We start from the raw sequence: 18,004 nt of genomic DNA, 5'->3' as shown, positions 1-18,004 counted from the left end.
GTCCCACCGGCGGCCACCGTGCATCCGACTTTGGTCGTAGACCGATCCCGGCCTCATGCCCGATGCACACGACCATTCGTCACGCCGACGATGGGACACATGATCACCGTCACCGAACTCACCAAGCGATACGGCGAGTACACCGCCGTCGACAACGTCACCTTCACCTGCCGATCGGGGCAGGTCACCGGCTTCCTGGGCCCCAACGGCGCAGGGAAATCGACCACCATGCGCGTGATGACCGGGCTCACTCCCGCGACGTCGGGCACCGCACTCATCGACGGGGTCGCCTACCGCGACATCCCGAATCCGGCTGCCGAGGTCGGCGTCCTGCTCGACGCGTCCGCCCAGCATGCCGGGCGTACCGGCGACGAGATCCTCCGCCTCGCGGCCATGACCATCGGCGCACCCCGCAGCCGGGTCGACGACATGCTCGAACTCGTCGGCCTCACCCCGGACGAGGCGGGACGACGCGTCCGGAACTACTCCCTGGGCATGCGTCAGCGTCTCGGTCTGGCCAACGCGTTGATGGGTGACCCGCGCATCCTGATCCTCGACGAACCCGCCAACGGTCTCGACCCCGCCGGCATCCACTGGATGCGGTCACTGCTGCGCAACTACGCCGATCGTGGTGGCACCGTCCTGTTGTCGTCTCACCTGCTCCACGAGATCGAGATCATCGCCGACGACCTCGTCGTCATCGGCAACGGCCATATCGTCGCCCAGGGCACCAAGTCGGAGTTGCTCGCCGGCACCGGCACCGTCGTCGCCTCCACCGACGACCGAACGCTGGCCGACGCGCTCGATCGCGCCGGCCTCACCGTCACGCGGACCGCGACCGGTGGCCTGTCCGTGGACGCCGAACCCGTCGACGTCGGACGCATCGCCGCCGAATGCTCCATCGCGCTCACCGAGTTGCGGCGCGGCGACGGAGCACAACTCGAGGAGATGTTCTTGTCCCTGACCGCCGATACCCAACGCGAACAACGACTCACCGCAGGAGCCTTCTGATGACCACACTCACCGCATCCCCCACCACCACCGCGGCCGTCGCCGAACGGGCCACCGCCATCCCGATGAGCCGTCTGATTCGGGTCGAATTACGCAAGCTCGTCGACACCCGGGCGGGATTCTGGCTGGCCGCCTCCATCGGACTCGGCTCGGTGATCGTCATGGTCGCCATGCTGATCGCCAATCGCGACAACCCCGCGAACCTCACCTTCGGCCAGTTCTTCGGCATGATGAACATCCCGATCGGCATCATCCTGCCGGTTATGGCGATCCTGTTGGTCACCGGCGAGTGGAGCCAGCGGACCGCACTGACCACATTCACCATGGAGCCACGGCGGGAACGCATCGTCGTGGCGAAGTTGACCACGGCGCTCATCGCGGCCGTCGGGGCCGTCGCGGTGGCGCTGGCCATGGGCGCCCTCGGCAACGTGATCGCCACCGTCGCCCTGCCCGATCCGGCCGGCGCGTGGTCGTTCACCGCCGCCGGGCTCGTCAATTCCTTTGTCCTGCAACTGTTCGGTCTCCTCCTCGGTTTCGGTTTCGCCGCCCTGCTGCTCAGTACTCCCGGTGCGATCGTCGCGTACTTCGCACTGCCGACACTGTTCGCCCTGATCAGCCAGGTGGTCCCGTGGTTCGCCGACCATCTCGGCCAATGGATCGACGTGGCAGCCACCCAGGAGCCGTTCCAGACCGAGTTCTGGCCGACCGGCGGCGAGTGGGCCAAGATCGCGGTCTCCGCACTCCTCTGGATCGCCCTCCCCCTCGCGATCGGTGTCGCACGCATCCTGCGCAGTGAGATCAAGTAGATCTGCACCTGCAGATGACGGCGAAATGTCAGAGAATTCTTGATGTTTCGCTTGGCCTCCTCTCAGTGAGCGTCGGCAACGTGGTCTGGTGACCAGCGATCCTCATTCCGAGACCACCGGACCGATCACCACCGGACCGGGCACCACCGGACCGATCGGACCCGAGCCGACCATCCCGATTTCACAGGGCGCCCACCCCGGTCCGGCCGCCGACGTCCCGCCGGAGTGGCGCCGTCCGGGTACGCAGTGGACCGAGCCGTATCCTCCCGGCACCCATCAGGTGCCGGGAGGATACTCGCCGCCGCCGATGCCTCCGGTCACCGGAGTGCTGCCGCACCACACCGCTCCTGCACCCGTCGCGCAACGGAGATCGACGCTGAAACCGATCATCGCGACCGCCCTCATCGCCGGCCTCTTCGGCGGTGCGGTGGCGCTCGGGGGCGCGACGTTGATCGATCACACCACCACCGCGACACCACAACTGGGGACGGCGGCCACCGCTCCCGCGCAACCGTCACAACCGGGCTCGGTCACCTACGCGGCGGCTGCGGCCTCGAAGTTCACCGCGGACATCGCGGTGGCGACGGCGCAGGGCACCGCCATCGGCAGTGGCATCGTGTTGTCCTCCGACGGCTACGTCCTGACCAACAATCACGTCGTGAACGGTGTGGGCAGCGGCGCCCGGATACAGGTCACCACCGCCGATCAGAACACCAACGCGGCAACGATTGTCGGCACGTCACCGTCCTACGATCTCGCGGTCATCAAGCTGCAGAACGTATCCGGTCTCACCGCGGCACCGCTGGGCAGTTCGGCGAATCTCCAGGTCGGCGAGCAGGTCGTCGCCGTGGGCAGCCCCGAGAGCCTGTCGAACACGGTGACCTCCGGCATCATCAGCGCGCTGTCGCGGACGGTGACCGCCGGCGACGAGCAGGGTTCGCAGGTGACGGTGTACAACGGCCTGCAGACCGACACACCCATCAATCCGGGCAATTCCGGTGGGCCGCTGGTCAATCTGTCCGGACAGGTGATCGGCGTCAACTCGGCCGTCGACACCGGCCAGTCCTCACAGGGTGGCGTACAGGCATTCGGCCTCGGTTTCGCCATCCCCATCGACACCGCACGACGCGTCGCCAACGAACTACTCCAGGACGGGAAGGCCACCAAACCTGTTCTGGGCGTAACCGGTTCGATCAGCGACACACAGAACGCCGCCGCCGGCGGTGTGACCGGCGCGCAGGTGACCGGCGTGACCCGCGACGGCGCCGCGGCCGCGGCGGGTATCGGTGCCGGCGACGTCATCACCAAGGTCGGCGACGAAAAGGTCGACTCGTATGCCGATCTGATGGCCCAGGTCCTCACCCACACGCCCGGTGAGGCCGTCCCGGTGACCGTGTCCGGCAGCGGGGGCGAGCGCACCGTGTCGGTGACGCTCGGCAGCGCCGTCGACACCGAGCAGACCACGGTGCCCGGCAACGGCACACCCTGAGCGCCTCGAGACCCGAGGAACGAGCAGCCGTCACCGCAGAATGAATGTCAGTGCGGCGGTGACCACCTCGTCGAGGTCGTCACCGAGGTGCCCGCCGATCCACTGCTCGGCGAGTGCGGTCATCGCACCGGTGTACATCGCCGCCGCCACCCTGCCGCCCACGACATCCCGGCCCCGACCGCCCGAGATCTGCTGTCTGCTCAGCGTTTCCGCGAGCACCGAGGTCATCAGTAGTTCCTCGGTGGCCGCTCGGCGCTCCGCCAGCACCGGATTGGCCCGATCGTGGGTGAACAGAATGCGGCCACGGCGCACGTCCTGCGAGCAGAATCCGAGAACCGCACGGATTCCCGCGGCCGTGCGCGCCCGAGCCGAACGGCCGGCCGCCGTCACCGCGGCTGCCACCTCCTCGGCCAGATCCCGTGCGACATCGTCGTAGACCGCCCCGAGTAATTCGTCGACGCCGGTGAAACTCTCGTAGAAGTATCGCGTGTTGAAACCGCAGGCGCGGCAGACCGATCGCACCGACAGCACACCGGGGGTCTCGCCGCCGACCTCGGCAAACGCGGCATCGATGAGCCGGGCGCGCCGATCGGCACGCCGATCACTCAGGGGCACCCCCGCCCATCGGGTCGCATTCGCCATCGCATCACCGTACGACGGGATCGGCGGCCGGCGAAACCCTGGTCACGTCCGTGACCAGAATGTAGTCTGGGTACACCTGTGACCAGACTTTCTCACCCGGGAGGCCCTGCCGATGTCGTCGCTCGCCACATTGCCCCGCCGCCTCACGCCCACCGGCCCGCTGCGCCTGCCCGAGTTGCCGGTCGTGCCCGTCGGGTCGTTGGTCCCCCTGCCGCACCAACTCCTCGGACACTGGTTCAACCAGTTCTTCGATACCAATGTGCGCTCGAAGTTCTTCCGCGGCATGGTGTTCGATCAGCCCGCCGGCGATCCCGGGTGGTTCGGTCCGGACAGCGCCACGTGGTATGTCCACTCGCACACGCCGGCGTTGATCTTCGGCTTGCAGTGCGCGTCGTACCTCGAACGCCTCGATCCGAGCATCTACTGGATGGGAATGCACCATTCCCGACTCGTCGAGCAGTCCGACGACCCGGCAGCACTGCCACGTCTCGATCCCGACGGCGCGGCCACCCGACTCGGCCACTCGCTCGCCTTCTTCATCGGCACCGCCTACGGCACCTCCGACACCGCCGAACGTCTGGCGCGAACCGTGCGCGCGATGCACCACACCATCAAGGGCACCCGGCCCGACGGAGCGGCCTACGACGCCGACGACCCGGACTGGTTGCGCTGGAACTATGCGACGGTCGTCTGGGGAATCGCCACCGCCCACGAGATCTATCACCCCCGTCCGCTCCGCGGTGCCGACCTCGATCGGTATTACGCCGAGTTCGTCCGCGTCGGGAAGGCGTTGGGCGCCACCGACCTGCCGATGACCAAGGCCGACACCCTCATCTGTCTGCGGGAGTACCTTCCCCGGCTGTCGCTCACCTACGGCGCCGCCATGGCGACCGGCAGCAACGTCACCGATCCCACTCAGGCCGCCGTCGACTGGGCCATCCGCGACACCATGCCACGGTGGGCGGCACAGTTGGTGATGCACCGGCCGCCGTCACCGATCGAACGGCGCGCGCGTCGCGCGATCGTGTGGAGTCTGCTCAACGGTCTGCGAGCCACGATGGGCGACACCCCGGAGTTCGAGCAGGCCCGACGACGGGTGGCAGCCGGAACGACCGCCGATCACACCGAATCAACGCACGTCCCCGGCAGCGACCTGCCACTGGATCGGACCGAGGTCGAGCGCCGCATCTCCGCCGCCCAATTCTGAACCGCGCACGTTCTTCAATCGCGCAGATACCGTGCGGACGTGCCGATGATCCGACACGTCCGCGTCCGGTCACGCCCTCGACAGCTGCTCGAATCGAGCCAGATGCGCATCGGCGGAACCGAATTCGTACTCGATGACCGTCAGCCGACGGAAGTAGTGGCCCACCGCCAGTTCCTCGGTCATCCCCATACCGCCGTGCAGCTGCACCGCGTTCTGCCCGATGAAGCGCGCCGCCCGACTGATCGTGGCCTTGGCCGCCGACACCGCCGCCGCACGTTCGGCCGGTTCAGAATTCAATGACAGGATCGCGAGATACTGTGCGGCAACGGCCTGTTCGAGTTCGATGTACATGTCCACCATGCGGTGGGCCAGTGCCTGGAAACCGGCCAGGGGACGACCGAACTGCTGACGCTGCTTGGTGTACTCGACGGTGTCGGCGAGGACCTTGCGCATCAGGCCGACGGCCTCCGACACGACCGCCGCGGTGGCGGTGTCCCAGGCTTGCTCGAGCAGGCCCAGTGCCTCCTCGCCGGAGGCGATGAGCGCCGAGTCCGGCAGGCGCACACCGTCGAGGGTGATGTCGGCGGCCTGCCGGTCGTCGACGGTGCGGAACGCGTGCAGCCTCAGACCATCCGGTGTCGCGTCGCCGAGCGGGATCAACAACAGCGCGATGCCGTCGCGGTCGTCGGCCTCGCCGGCGGTGCGCGCGGTCAGGATCAGATGCCCGGCGATCGGGGCGGTGGTGACAACGGTCTTGGCGCCGTTGATGATCCATTCGTCACCGGAGCGCTCGGCGGTGGTGGTGACGTGATGCAGCCGACCTCCCGAACCCTCCTCGAGGGCTGCGGTGGCGAGCAGTTCGCCGCCCTCGGCGACGGCGTGGGCCACCGCGAGGGCGCCCTCGTGTCCGGTCCGCGCCAGAAGCGCCGCGCCCAACACCACGGTGTCCACGAACGGCTCGACGACCAGCGCACGGCCGAGCGCCTCGGTGACCACCATCAGTTCCTCGGGGCCGCCGTCGAATCCACCGACCGACGACGGAAGGCAGGCGCCGACCACGCCGAGTTCGTCGACGAAGGCACGCCAGATCGTCGGCTGCCAGCCGTCGCCGACCTTCGCGGCCTTGCGGCTCTCGGTGAGGTCATAGCGGGAGTCGAGAAATTTCGTGAGTCCGTCGGAGAGCAACTGCTGCTCGGCGGTGAGATCGAAGTCCATGGGTTCCTACTCGGTATCGGGCCGCGCGGCCGGTCAGAATTGGGGCAGGCCGAGAGCGGCCTTGGCGAGGATGTTGCGCTGAATCTCGTTGCTGCCGGCGTAGATCGAGCCGGCGCGATCGTTGAGGTACAGCAGCGGCGCGACCGCCTGCCACGGTTGGCCGGAGACGTATCCGTCGGCCGGAGCCACGTAGTCGGCGATCGGCCCGCCCGGCTTGGCCGCAACGGGCTGGTAGGCGCGCCCGCGGGTTCCGGCCGCCTCCACGGCGAGGGTGGTGATCTCCTGGCTCAGTTCGGTGCCGAGCACCTTGAGCATCGACGAGATGGCACCCGGGTTGCGGCCGGCATTCATCTCCGCGAGGGCCCGGAATTCGAGAACCTCGAGAACCTTGGCGCGTGCCCGTGCATCGGAGATCTTCGCGGAGAACGCCGGGTCGTCGGCCAACGGAACGCCGGCGGGCCCGATCACCGTCGCCGCGTGTTCGGTGAGGTTTTCCACCATCACCTGCAGGGCGGGTGCGGCCGCGCCACCGCCACGCTCGAACACCAACAGGTACTTGGCGACGGTCCAGCCGTCGTCGATCCTGCCGAGGACATTCTTCTTGGGCACGCGAACTCCGTCGAAGAAGACCTGCGCCTGCACCTTCTCACCGGAGGCCATCACCAAGGGCTGCACCTCGATGCCCGGCGAGTTCATGTCGATGAGGAGGAAGGTGATGCCCTCCTGCTTCTTCCCGGTGCGTGAGGTGCGCACCAGGCAGAAGATCCAGTTCGCCTCTGCGGCATGGGTTGTCCAGATCTTGGAGCCGGTGCAGACGAGGTCGTCGCCGTCCTCGACGGCCGACATCGACAACGACGCGAGGTCCGAGCCGGATTCGGGTTCGGAGTAGCCCTGGCAGAAGAACACGTCGCCGGTGAGGATGCCGGGCAGGAAGTAGTCCTTCTGCTCCTGGGTGCCGAAGGCGATGATCGCGTGGCTCACCATCCGGATACCCATCGGCGAGAGCGCGGGCGCACCGGCGAGCACCGATTCCCGGCTGAAGATGTAGTGCTGGGTCAGCGACCAGTCACAGCCGCCGTGCTCGACCGGCCATGCCGGAGCGGCCCACCCCCGCTTGTGCAGGATCGCCTGCCACTCCATCGACGCCTCGTGGTCGGTGTAGACGCTGGTGCGCAGGCGGCCCGCCTCCCGCAGCTCTCGCGTGAGTTCGGCGCCGAGGAATTCGCGCACCTCGTCGCGGAACGCGATGTCCGCGTCCGAGAAGTTCATGTCCATCGGTGTGCCACCTTGTCGTGTCGGCCAGTATCCGTATCACATATATGATCGCACCCAATCTACGACATACATCACTCTGCGTACACCGCAGGGCCGCCTCACACAGTTCATGCGCGCGAACTCAACTCCGCAGTGCGGTCGACGGCGGATGGCCGTACCGCCGTCGGTAGGCCGCCGCGAACCGGCTGGCGCTACTGAATCCCCACCGGGCCGCGATGTCGCCGACCGTTCCCGTCCCCGCTTCGACGTCACGCCTGGCCCGCGCAAGCCGGATATCACGCAACACCACCGTCGGAGTGGTCCCGAGATGTTCAGAGAAGGCCTCCTGCAGGCGCCGCACACTCGTCGGCGCCTGCGCGGCCATCTCCGCGAGGGTCCACGGATGCGCGGGGTCCGCTTCGAGGGCATCGAGGACACGTTTGACCGTGCGCGGGCGCAGCGGCCGCGCGGCGTCGACGGGTTCGGGACCCACCATCAGCAGGAATGCCGCCGTGACCGCGGTCGCCAGTTGCGGACCGACCAGCGGATTCGCCAGCAGATCGACGGGTTCACGCTGCTGCGTCGACAACGCGGTCACCAGGTTGAGCCACGAGCGGCCCTCGTCGGTCCGCAGGTCCACCTGCTCGGGGAGAACCAGTCGTCCACGCGACCGCGCGGCGTGCACGCGGTCGGCCTCCCGCTCCAGATGAGCGGCGTCGAACTTCACGCCGATCACGTCGCAGTCGGCCGTCCAGCGACTGATCAGCGACGGCCGGCCCGCGGTGGACACCGTGCCCCGGCCGGGTGTCGACACGATGTCGGTGACGTCACCGCGCGACGGGCGCGACCGGGAATGCAGACGTCCCGACAGCGGGATGTTGACCTCGTAGGCACCCGGATAAGCACATTCGATGGCGACGTCGGTGCCCCAGGACAGGCGGCCGATGGTCACCGCACCCAGTTCGACGGTCTGCAGCGACAGGTCGACCTTTCCGTCGCCGTCGAGATCGGTGAGCTCGTGCGGGAAGTACGCAGCGGCCACCGCCCGGTGGGCGCTATCCCAGTCACGGGTGCCGGAGCCGTCACCGTGAGCGCGTTCGGTGGACATCGAGTGCGGTCTTTCGGTCTGTTCTGGAGTCGGCGGGCTGAACCGACCCACACCTTGTCTACCTCACAGTCACCCGCGATAGCGATGCCCGTCACATTTTCGCCGCGCATTCCGTACCACCGCCGCGTGATCGGTGTCGTGGACCGTCGCCCCGCACCCCTACCGTCGGCGGCACATCATCAGTCCCCCGACGTGTGAGGAAACGCACCATGACCACGACGCTGACCTGGATCGACGAGATCACCATGGCCGAACTCGAACGCAACCCGTATCCGGTGTACGAACGGCTGCGGGCAGAGGCACCGCTCGCCTACATCCCGGTGCTGGGCTCCTACGTCGCCAGCACCGCGGAGATCTGCCGGACGATCGCCACCAGCGATCGGTTCGAGGCGATCATCACCAAGGCCGGCGGCCGTACCTTCGGGCATCCTGCTGTCATCGGCGTCAACGGGCCGATCCACGCGGACCTTCGGTCGATGGTCGATCCGGCCTTGCAGCCGCAGGAGGTCGATCGGTGGATCGACGATCTGGTGCGTCCGATCGCGCGAGGTTACCTCGAGCAGTTCGAGGACGTGGGCAGCGCCGAGTTGGTGGCCCAGTACTGCGAACCGGTGAGCGTTCGCGCCCTCGGTGACCTGCTCGGACTGCACGACGTCAGCTCCGACACGCTGCGCGAGTGGTTCCACAAGTTGTCGCACTCGTTCACCAACGCCGGGGTCGACGAAAACGGAGAATTCACCAACCCGGACGGATTCCGTGAGGGCGACGCGGCGAAGGCCGAGATCCGGGCCATCGTCGACCCCAAGATCGATCACTGGATCGCCCATCCCGACGACAGCGCGATCTCGCACTGGCTGCACGACGGGATGCCCGAAGGCCAGACCCGCGATCGCGACTACATCTACCCGACGCTGTATGTGTACCTGCTCGGCGCGATGCAGGAACCCGGCCACGCAATGGCCTCCACCCTGGTCGGACTGTTCACCCGGCCCGATCAGATGGAGCAGGTCGTCGACGAGCCCGGCCTCATCCCGCGCGCCATCTCCGAGGGCATGCGCTGGACCTCCCCCATCTGGTCGGCGACCGCGCGGGTGGCGATCACCGACGTCGAGGTGGCCGGCGTCGAACTGCCGGCGGGCACCGTGGTGCTGATGTCGTACGGGTCGGCCAATCACGACAGCGCCACCCACACCGCACCATCGGAGTACGACCTGGCACGACCGCCGCTGCCGCACTTGGCCTTTGGCGCCGGAAACCACGCCTGCGCCGGCATCTACTTCGCCAATCACGTGTGCCGGATCGGTCTCGAGGAACTCTTCGAGTCCATCCCGAACCTCGAGCGTGACACGTCCTCCGACGTAGAGTTCTGGGGCTGGGGTTTCCGCGGACCGACCTCGTTGAACGTGGTGTGGGAGGCCTGAGATGGACCCCGTGACCCATCAGATCATCGTCGACGGCGCGGTCGCCGGAGATGCCGAACGCTCGGTGGTCTGCACCGAGGATCAGACCCTGCTCGACGCTTTTCTCCGCAACGGCGTCTATCTGCCCAACTCCTGCAATCAGGGCACCTGCGGAACCTGCAAGGTGCGACTGAGCACCGGGAGCGTCGACGCGCCCGACATCCCAGACACCGTCCTCGGAGCCGACGACCGGGCCGCCGGATACGTTCTCGCGTGCCAGTCGCGGCCACTCTCGGCCGCCCGGATCGTCGTGGACACCGCAAGCGATTCCGCTCCGGCACACCGGCTTCGCGATGTGGACGGCACCGTGACGGCGCTGCGGCGCGTCGCCGAGGACACCGTGGCGATGCATCTGGAACTCGATGAGCCGCTGGAGTTCTCGGCCGGACAGTACGTCGAGGTGGAGATTCCGGGGACACGTCAGGTACGCCAGTACTCGATGGCCAACACTCCGTCGGAGAACTCGACGATGGAGTTCCACATCCGCCGGGTGCCGGGCGGGGCCGCCACCGACAAGTGGATCTTCGCCGAACTCGCGGTGGACCATCGCGTCCGGATACGCGGCCCGTGGGGCGACTTCGTCCACGACGACGCCACCGATGCACCGTTGGTCCTGGTGGCCGGTGGCACCGGACTCGCACCCTTGAAAGCGATTGCGCGGCAAGCGCTCACGATCAACGCCGACCACGAGATACATGTGTATCACGGGGTTCGCCACCGGGGAGATCTCTACGACCTGGACTTCTGGACCGAACTCACGCGGAACCATCCGCACGTGAGGTTCACGCCATGTCTGAGTCGCGAGGAGTGGGACGGTCGGCGTGGCTACGTGGGAGATGCACTGCTCGAGGACTTCGCATCGCTGCGGGGATATGTCGGCTACCTGTGTGGGCCGCCCGCGATGGTCGACGCGACGGTCAAGGCATGTAAGCGCCGCCGGATGGCCGGACGAAACATCAACCGGGAGCGGTATTCCGCTGCCGCCACACCCGAGTCGACGGAACTCACCGCCTGATCCGTGACGCTCGCCACGGACTGCTGGTGTCGGCGGGAACCCAGGCGCGTCACGGCCACGCCGTCGGTGGGGTCCGGCGCGGATCGGCACGAGTAGGCCGCCACCACCCGTCCGGGGCGAGCCGAAACCGTGCGCGTCGCATCCACCACCTCATCGGCGCGTCACCAGAGGTCGGGTACGCCGGTCCCACTACGGTGGTCGTCGTGTCCACGCCCAACCGCACCCGCGCACGCCGATACGCTCGACGCCGCAAACGGCGGATGGACGCCGTCGAGCACGACCTCACCGCGGCACAATGGCAGCGCCTGACGTCGCTGTGGGAAGGGTGCGCCTACTGCGGACGGACGGGCACACCCGTGCAGAAGGATTGCGTGCTGCCGATCTCCCGAGGCGGGCGCTACACGGTGACCAACGTGGTGCCGAGTTGCCGATCCTGTAACGCCGGCAAGTGCAATCTCGAGGTCACCGCCTGGATGCGCCGCAAGCGTCTGGACGAACGCCGGTTCCTGTTGCGTCATGCCGAGATCTGCGCGCTGATCGGCTCCGACAACGAGTGAGGGTTTCACTCACGGAACCCACGTCGCCGGAGTCGATGGGTGATACTTCTGGCGGCGATACGCCGAGCCCGTGACGAAAAGGAATCTCCATGCAGACCGACCGGCCAGACGCACCGGCCCCGGTGAGCACCGATCGACGGCTCAGCGCCGCCCTCGCGTTGATCGCCGGCGCCGCCCTCATCGTCATCACCACCCTGTTCCTGATCCACCATGGGGTGTACCTGGTGTTCGGACTCCTGGGTCTGGCGATCGCCGCCGCCGGCGCGTGGTTCGCGATCACCGAACGCGACCGGCGACGGATCATCGGTTCGTCCGTGGCGATCATCGGATTGGCGATCGTCATCATCGCCTTGGTGCTCGCCATCGTCGACACCGGACGCTTTGTCATCATGGCCTTCGTCGCGCTCGGACTCTTCGCGGTGACCACCGGATGCGCACGGCACGCACTGACACCGCACCTGCACGAACTCGACCGGCTTCACCAACCGTTCCGGCCACGCCATCCGGTGCTGATCTGCAACCCCAAGTCCGGCGGCGGCAAGGTCGAACGATTCGGCCTCGTCGAGCACGCACGGGATCTGGGCGTGGAGACGATCGTCCTGGCGCCGGGCGACGATCTGGAACAACTCGCCCGCGACGCAATCGCGCGGGGGGCGGATTGCCTGGGGATGGCCGGTGGCGACGGTTCGCAGGCGCTGGTGTGCTCGGTCGCCGTCGAACACGACGTCCCATTCGTATGCGTGAGTGCGGGAACGCGCAATCACTTCGCCCTCGATCTCGGCCTCGACCGACTCGATCCGCGCACAAATCTGTCGGCCTTCGTCGACGGGGTGCAACGGCACGTCGACTATGCGACGGTCAACGATCGGGTCTTCGTCAACAACGTCTCGCTCGGCGTATACGCCACGATCGTGCAGCAGGACTCCTACCGCAACGAGAAGGCCCAGACCACCGCGGCCATGCTGCCCGAGCTTCTCGGCAGCACGGCGCATCCCTTCGACCTGCAGTTCCGCACCCCGGACGGCCGTGACATCGACGGCTCCTTCCTGATCCTGGTGTCCAACAATCCGTATTCGGGTGCGTTGTTCGACGCCGGGAGTCGACGCCGGATGGACACCGGCACGCTCGGGGTGGTCGCCGTCTCGGCACAGACCGGCGCCGACGCCGCCCGCCTGGTCGCATTGTCGGCGGTGGGTCTGCGCAAGACCAGCCCGGCGTGGCACGAATTCACCACCGACGAGTTCGAGGTGAACTCCCGAAGCGGCCAGGCGTATGCGGGAATCGATGGCGAAGCACTCGACCTCGCCACTCCCCTGGTGTTCCGGAGTCATCACCGCGGTCTGCGCCTGTTGGTGCCCGCCGACAATCCGCTGGCCGAGTCGCGCCGACGGTCGCGCAACGTGGATCTGCGGGCGATCGTCCAGATCGCGGTACAGCGCAGCGCCGTCCGCTGATCCGCCTCAACCAACCGGGCGCGCGGCCCGGACGGCGAAAACGGGGTAGTCCGCGCTGATCGACTCGAAGTCGGCGACAGGTTGTGTGTATGCCACCGGTATGTGGGGACGGGCTCCGGGAACCTGCCGGAGATACTCCCGGAGAAGGGGTGGGCGCGCCGCCACCGGAACCTCCATCAGATGTACCTGGCGTCGTCGGCGTCTCTCGATGATCGCGTCACCGTCGTTGGCGCGGACGTTGCGCACCCAGTTGCAGTCGTTACCCAGCATCGCGCCCAGATAGTCCTGCCCGTCGACGGTGGCCATGCCGAGAGGAAAACGTGTGGGATTCCCGGTCTTTCGGCCGGGCACCTCCAGGGTCACCCAGCGCCTGCCCGGCATGATGCCTTTGCCGAACGCCCACGCCCAGACCCGGGCGAACCATCGTGCGGTGGCATTGCCCTTGCCGCCGACATACATCGCGCGCAACGCGTCGCCGCGACGGGTGACGAGCGCGCGGACCGCCCGGTCGAACCCCATGCCGCCGAGTGTAGTGCGCCGGTGTGGACCGGCCCGCGTATCCGATAGCCTGCCCACCATGGCCCCGTCCGCTCCCCTGCCGGTCCGCGACGGTATCGGACCCACGCGTCTGCGCATCCCGGCGTCGGGACCGTGGTCGACGATCGCCGACTTCGTCATCGAGCGGTTCGGCCACCTCGACGCCGACGACCTACGCCGACGATTCGACGACGGCGAGATCGTCGACGACGACGGAACGCCGATCACGCGCGAGACCCCGCTGGGCACAATCGAATTCCTCTGGTACTACCGACAACTGCCGGCCGAGGAGCCGGTGCCGTTTCACGAGCAGATCCTGTACGTCGATGACGATCTCGTCGTCGTCGACAAACCGCATTTCCTGCCGACCACACCGGGTGGCCGCTTCCTGCGGGAGTCGGCCCTGGTCCGGTTGCGCACCCGACTCGACAATCCCGACGTGACGCCCATCCATCGGCTCGATCGTGCGACGGCCGGGCTGGTCATGTTCTCGGCCCGGCCCGCGACGCGCGGCGCCTACCAGTCGCTGTTCGAGAAGCGGGAGGTCACCAAGGTCTACGAGGCGGTCTCGGGGCGGCCCGCCGACTGGGCTGCCGACGCACCGATCCCGGCGCGATACGCCACTCCGTTCGTGTACCGCAACCACATCTGTTCGCGCCGTGGGGAACTGCGGGTGACCGTCGACGACGCACGAGAACCCAACGCGGAGACACTGATCGAGGTGCACGGTACCGGTACCAGCGCCTCGGGACGGACCGTCGTACACACGAGGCTGCGACCCCACACCGGACGGATGCATCAACTGCGCGTCCACCTCGCTGCGCTCGACCTGGGCATTCTCGGCGACCGCTGGTATCCGGACCTGCAACCCGAGGAGCCCGACGATCGTCGGTTGCCCCTCCAATTGCTGGCCCGCGAACTGCGTTTCGTCGATCCGCTGACCGGACGACGACGCCGGTTCGTCACCCGCCGGACGCTGAGCGAGGTGCCCGTGCGACACGGCTGAGCCGACGGGTCGGTCATGCCAGGTGACGAATCGTCGATACTGAGAGTCCGTCAGCGGCGCACCACGGGCGGTCGTGGCCGCCGGCCGTCGTCGGTCGTGATCGTCACCCACCGAGGGAGAAAGGGGGACGTATGAGCGTCGTCGCCATCTATCTGGTCGTCACCTTCGGGCTGGGCGGCCTCGCCCTCGCGATGCGCCTGCCGCCGCTCGTCGGTTTCCTGGCCGCCGGATTCGTGCTCAACGCGGCGCACGTCGAACATCTCTCCGGATTGGACACCCTCGCCGACCTCGGTGTCACCCTCCTCCTGTTCGCCATCGGTCTCAAGCTCAATGTGCGCATCCTGCTGCGCCGCGAGGTGTGGCTGACCACCTCGATCCACATGGTGGTCAGCGTCGTTCTCGGGGGTGCGTTCCTGTGGCTGGCCGCGGTCGTCGGGGTGACGATGCTGTCCGGCGCGAGCCTGACGACCATCGCCCTGCTGGGGTTCGCGTTGTCGTTCTCCAGCACGGTCTTCGTCGTCAAGATCCTGGACGAACGTGGCGAATCGCATTCGCTGTACGGGCGTATTTGCATCGGCATCCTGGTGATGCAGGACCTGATCGCCGTGATCTTCCTGACGGCCACCAGCGGTCACGCGCCCAGCCCGTGGGCATTGACGCTGGTGGCTCTGTGGCCGGTCACCCTGCTCGCCCGTCGGGTCTGGGGCGGCCTGGGCCACGGTGAGATGCAGTCACTGTTCGGCATCGTCATGGCTTTGGTGCCGGGCTACGTGTGGTTTTCCTCGGTTGGGCTCAAGGGCGATCTCGGGGCGCTCATCGTCGGTGTCCTGCTCGCCTCGCACCCGGCCGCCACCGAACTGTCCCGGTCGCTGTTCCACATCAAGGAACTGCTGCTGGTGGCGTTCTTCGTGTCGATCGGCCTGACCGGTCTCCCCGATGCACCCACCATCGGTGTCGCGCTGCTGATGATGCTGCTGCTGCCGATGAAGGCGATCGGCTACACCGCGCTGCTGGCCGTGCTGAAGCTGAGGTATCGCACCGCGATTCTGGCCGGACTGGGGTTGATGAACTATTCGGAGTTCGGCCTGATCGTCGTGTCCGTCGGGGTGAGTGCCGGACTGCTGACGCAGGCCTGGCTGGTCGAGTTGTCCATCGCCGTCGCGTTGAGCTTCGTCATCTCCGCACTGGTCAACGGGCGTGCGAATGTGATCGCGGAGAAGATCGTGGCGCGTCTACCCGAACAGGACGAACACTCTCTGCAGCCAGAGGAACGGCCCGGCGACGCCGGCGACGCCGAGGTCGTCGTCATCGGCATGGGTCGCGTCGGATTCGCCGCCTACCAGCGCCTGACCGAACAACACCGCCTGCGGGTGGTCGGCGTCGATTACGACGGCAGTCGGATTCAGCGACTCTCCGATCGCGGAATCCGGGTCATCGAGGCCGACGCCACCGACCTGGACTTCTGGATCCGGCTACGTCATTCGGACTCGGTCCGGCACGCGGTGCTGGCCATGCCCAGTCACAGCGCCAACGTCGTCGCGCTCGAGTGTCTGCGCAAGTCCGGTTTCAGCGGTCGCATCGCGTCGGCCGCGCGATACGAGGACGAGGTGCAATGGGCCAAGGATCACGGAGTCGACATCGCGTTCAACGTCTACTCGGGTGCCGGCCTGGAACTGGCAGATCAGGTGGGTCGCAGCGCCACGGAGCCGCCACCTGACGAACCGCCGCGCACCACAGGGGACGACATCGACCGGTGATCACGCCGGTTCTCGCATCACCCCGGCATGTCGCACGATGCCCGACACCTCCGGCAGTACCGACGGGGCCGTCCAGGTCCGCATCCCGTCGCCGCTGTCGGAGTAGAGATACTTCCCGGACTTGTAGGAGTCCAGGTAGATGCGCCAGGCCCCGTTCGGCAACTGGACGACCTCGGGGCCTTCCACGAAGGTTCCCCAATTGCCGGGTGTCACAAAGGAATACGGACCGATCAGCGACGACGACACCGCGTGTTCGACGAATTTGTGGGTCTCGTTCTTGGTGAATGCGTGATAGGTCGATCCCACCTTGACGATGGTGGTGTCGATGTGGTCTGCGCCGATGCCGAGGATCGGGACGGGCGCACTCCACGATCGCAACGACGAATCGTTGGCGGTCATCAGGTAGGGCACGAAGCCACCGCCGGTCGACATCGACAGGATGACGTGGACCCGACCTCCGTCGACGAACCAGTCGGGAGCCCACGCCTTGGTGGTGAACGGCGAGAGCGACGGGATGTCGACCGACCCCGCCGACCCGAGCGAGCCGGTGCCATCTCCCGTGCCGGGAAGCAGAAAGCAGCACAGCGGGACCGGGTGGTTCTGCAGGAATGTCCAGCTGATGCGGTCTTTGCTGCGCGCGAACCCGATGTTCGCCCCGTCGGCCGTCGTGTAGGTGACGTAGTACCACCCGTCGGAATGGCGGAAGATGCTCGGATCGCGCACGCTACCGGCCGGAGGCGTGAACGCGTCCTTCTTGAGCAGGTGATACGTGGTGCCGTCGGACGATTCGTAGACGTCCATGGCGCGGTCGCTGGCGTTGCTGAACGCCACCATCGTGTAGCGCCACCCGGCGGGCGGTGCCGCCGCACCGACTCCGGGCACAGCGATCAGCAGCGCGGCGACGGTCAGCAACGCCACCGACGCGATGAACAGCATGGTTCGAGCGGGATACCTCACCGGAGCAGTATCGGTGAGGACCGGCTCACCGCGCATCACTTCGGCCTCGGGCGCACCACATCGTTATGCGCGATGGCGCCGGCCCGAGGTGTCAGCCCTTGGTCAGATCCTGGGCGAGCATGACGAGAATCCCGCTCGGACCGCGCAGGTAGGTGAGCTTGTAGACGTCGTTGTACGTGGCGACGCCGCGCAGCGGATGGCACCCGTGCCCGGCGGCCACCTCGAGGGCCGCATCGATGTCGTCGACGGAGAAGGCGACGCGATGCATGCCGATCTCGTGGGGCAGGGTGGGTGACGTCGCGATCGCCTCGGGGTGGATGTATTCGAAGAGCTCGATGCGGCCGTGCCCGTCCGGGGTCTGCAGCATCGCGATCTTGGCGTGATTGCCGTCGAGTCCCACGGCGGTGTCGGCCCACTCGCCGCTGACCGTGTCCCGCCCGACAACGGTGAGGCCGAGGTCGGTGAAGAAGGCGATCGCGGCGTCGATGTCCTCGACTGCGATGCCGACGTTCTCGAGTGTGATGGCCAT

General features: G+C 67.2%; 17 protein-coding genes. 10 read left to right on the top strand and 7 right to left on the bottom strand.

Going from position 1 to position 18,004, the window contains the following annotated elements; all coding sequences use genetic code 11:
* Positions 1-90: 90 nt before the first annotated feature.
* From ABLE94_RS14090 to ABLE94_RS14080, 3 genes are all read left to right on the top strand, one after another.
* Complete coding sequence (locus ABLE94_RS14090; protein ID WP_348804272.1) at positions 91-1,011, top strand: ABC transporter ATP-binding protein; 921 nt, start codon at positions 91-93, stop codon at positions 1,009-1,011.
* Positions 1,011-1,817 carry an ABC transporter permease gene (locus tag ABLE94_RS14085; RefSeq protein ID WP_348804273.1) on the top strand — a complete coding sequence of 269 codons (807 nt, stop codon included), beginning with the start codon at positions 1,011-1,013 and terminating at the stop codon, positions 1,815-1,817. The genes ABLE94_RS14090 and ABLE94_RS14085 overlap by 1 nt, the downstream gene beginning before the upstream one ends.
* 88 nt (positions 1,818-1,905) lie before the next feature.
* Positions 1,906-3,306 carry a S1C family serine protease gene (locus ABLE94_RS14080; RefSeq protein WP_348804274.1) on the top strand — a complete coding sequence of 467 codons (1,401 nt, stop codon included), beginning with the start codon at positions 1,906-1,908 and terminating at the stop codon, positions 3,304-3,306.
* A gap of 30 nt (positions 3,307-3,336) precedes the next feature.
* On the opposite strand, the gene ABLE94_RS14075 is transcribed toward ABLE94_RS14080, so the two are convergent.
* Positions 3,337-3,948, bottom strand: a complete 612-nt coding sequence (locus ABLE94_RS14075; RefSeq protein ID WP_348804275.1) for a TetR/AcrR family transcriptional regulator — start codon at positions 3,946-3,948, stop codon at positions 3,337-3,339.
* Between the two features lie 112 nt (positions 3,949-4,060).
* Between ABLE94_RS14075 and ABLE94_RS14070 the strand changes: the two genes are divergently transcribed.
* Positions 4,061-5,155, top strand: a complete 1,095-nt coding sequence (locus tag ABLE94_RS14070) for an oxygenase MpaB family protein (RefSeq protein WP_348809067.1) — start codon at positions 4,061-4,063, stop codon at positions 5,153-5,155.
* A 69-nt stretch (positions 5,156-5,224) separates the two neighbouring features.
* Here the strand turns inward: ABLE94_RS14070 and ABLE94_RS14065 are convergent, their stop codons facing one another.
* From ABLE94_RS14065 to ABLE94_RS14055, 3 genes are all read right to left on the bottom strand, one after another.
* Positions 5,225-6,370: an acyl-CoA dehydrogenase family protein gene (locus tag ABLE94_RS14065; RefSeq protein WP_348809066.1), complete on the bottom strand. Its 1,146-nt coding sequence runs from the start codon at positions 6,368-6,370 to the stop codon at positions 5,225-5,227.
* 33 nt (positions 6,371-6,403) lie between these two features.
* Complete coding sequence (locus tag ABLE94_RS14060) at positions 6,404-7,645, bottom strand: acyl-CoA dehydrogenase family protein (RefSeq protein ID WP_348809065.1); 1,242 nt, start codon at positions 7,643-7,645, stop codon at positions 6,404-6,406.
* Between the two features lie 121 nt (positions 7,646-7,766).
* Complete coding sequence (locus ABLE94_RS14055) at positions 7,767-8,732, bottom strand: AraC family transcriptional regulator (protein WP_348809064.1); 966 nt, start codon at positions 8,730-8,732, stop codon at positions 7,767-7,769.
* 209 nt (positions 8,733-8,941) lie between these two features.
* Here ABLE94_RS14055 and ABLE94_RS14050 point away from each other — a divergent pair, with 209 nt between their 5' ends.
* The 4 genes from ABLE94_RS14050 to ABLE94_RS14035 all read left to right on the top strand — a co-directional run bounded on the left by ABLE94_RS14050 (position 8,942) and on the right by ABLE94_RS14035 (position 13,218).
* Positions 8,942-10,153, top strand: a complete 1,212-nt coding sequence (locus ABLE94_RS14050) for a cytochrome P450 (protein ID WP_348809063.1) — start codon at positions 8,942-8,944, stop codon at positions 10,151-10,153.
* Position 10,154: 1 nt separating this feature from the next.
* A complete protein-coding gene (locus tag ABLE94_RS14045; protein WP_348809062.1) occupies positions 10,155-11,207 on the top strand; it encodes a 2Fe-2S iron-sulfur cluster-binding protein in 1,053 nt (350 codons plus the stop codon).
* A gap of 260 nt (positions 11,208-11,467) precedes the next feature.
* On the top strand, positions 11,468-11,764 hold the full coding sequence (locus ABLE94_RS14040) for an HNH endonuclease (RefSeq protein WP_348809114.1): 297 nt from the start codon (positions 11,468-11,470) through the stop codon (positions 11,762-11,764).
* Positions 11,765-11,853: 89 nt separating this feature from the next.
* Entirely contained in the window at positions 11,854-13,218 is a 1,365-nt protein-coding gene (locus ABLE94_RS14035; RefSeq protein ID WP_348809061.1) for a diacylglycerol/lipid kinase family protein, read from the top strand.
* A 6-nt stretch (positions 13,219-13,224) separates the two neighbouring features.
* Here the strand turns inward: ABLE94_RS14035 and ABLE94_RS14030 are convergent, their stop codons facing one another.
* The gene (locus ABLE94_RS14030) at positions 13,225-13,737 is read right to left on the bottom strand and encodes a nitroreductase/quinone reductase family protein (protein ID WP_348809060.1); all 513 of its coding nucleotides are present in this window, start codon (positions 13,735-13,737) and stop codon (positions 13,225-13,227) included.
* A gap of 58 nt (positions 13,738-13,795) precedes the next feature.
* On the opposite strand from ABLE94_RS14030, the gene ABLE94_RS14025 reads away from it, so the two are divergent.
* Both ABLE94_RS14025 and ABLE94_RS14020 read left to right on the top strand, forming a co-directional pair.
* Positions 13,796-14,761 carry a pseudouridine synthase gene (locus ABLE94_RS14025; protein ID WP_348809059.1) on the top strand — a complete coding sequence of 322 codons (966 nt, stop codon included), beginning with the start codon at positions 13,796-13,798 and terminating at the stop codon, positions 14,759-14,761.
* A gap of 131 nt (positions 14,762-14,892) precedes the next feature.
* A complete protein-coding gene (locus tag ABLE94_RS14020) occupies positions 14,893-16,518 on the top strand; it encodes a cation:proton antiporter domain-containing protein (protein ID WP_348809058.1) in 1,626 nt (541 codons plus the stop codon).
* Here ABLE94_RS14020 and ABLE94_RS14015 read toward each other — a convergent pair whose 3' ends face one another.
* The gene (locus ABLE94_RS14015) at positions 16,519-17,454 is read right to left on the bottom strand and encodes a glycoside hydrolase family 43 protein (protein WP_348804560.1); all 936 of its coding nucleotides are present in this window, start codon (positions 17,452-17,454) and stop codon (positions 16,519-16,521) included.
* 112 nt (positions 17,455-17,566) lie between these two features.
* Positions 17,567-18,004 (bottom strand): VOC family protein, encoded by a 438-nt coding sequence (locus ABLE94_RS14010; protein ID WP_348809057.1) that lies wholly within the window; start codon positions 18,002-18,004, stop codon positions 17,567-17,569.

It is taken from the genome of Gordonia sp. VNK1, assembly GCF_040049135.1.
In the GTDB taxonomy this organism is placed as follows: Bacteria; Actinomycetota; Actinomycetes; order Mycobacteriales; family Mycobacteriaceae; genus Gordonia; species Gordonia oleivorans.
The sequence above is the reverse complement of the archived record's forward strand: the minus strand, read 5'-3'. Positions and strand labels throughout refer to the sequence as shown.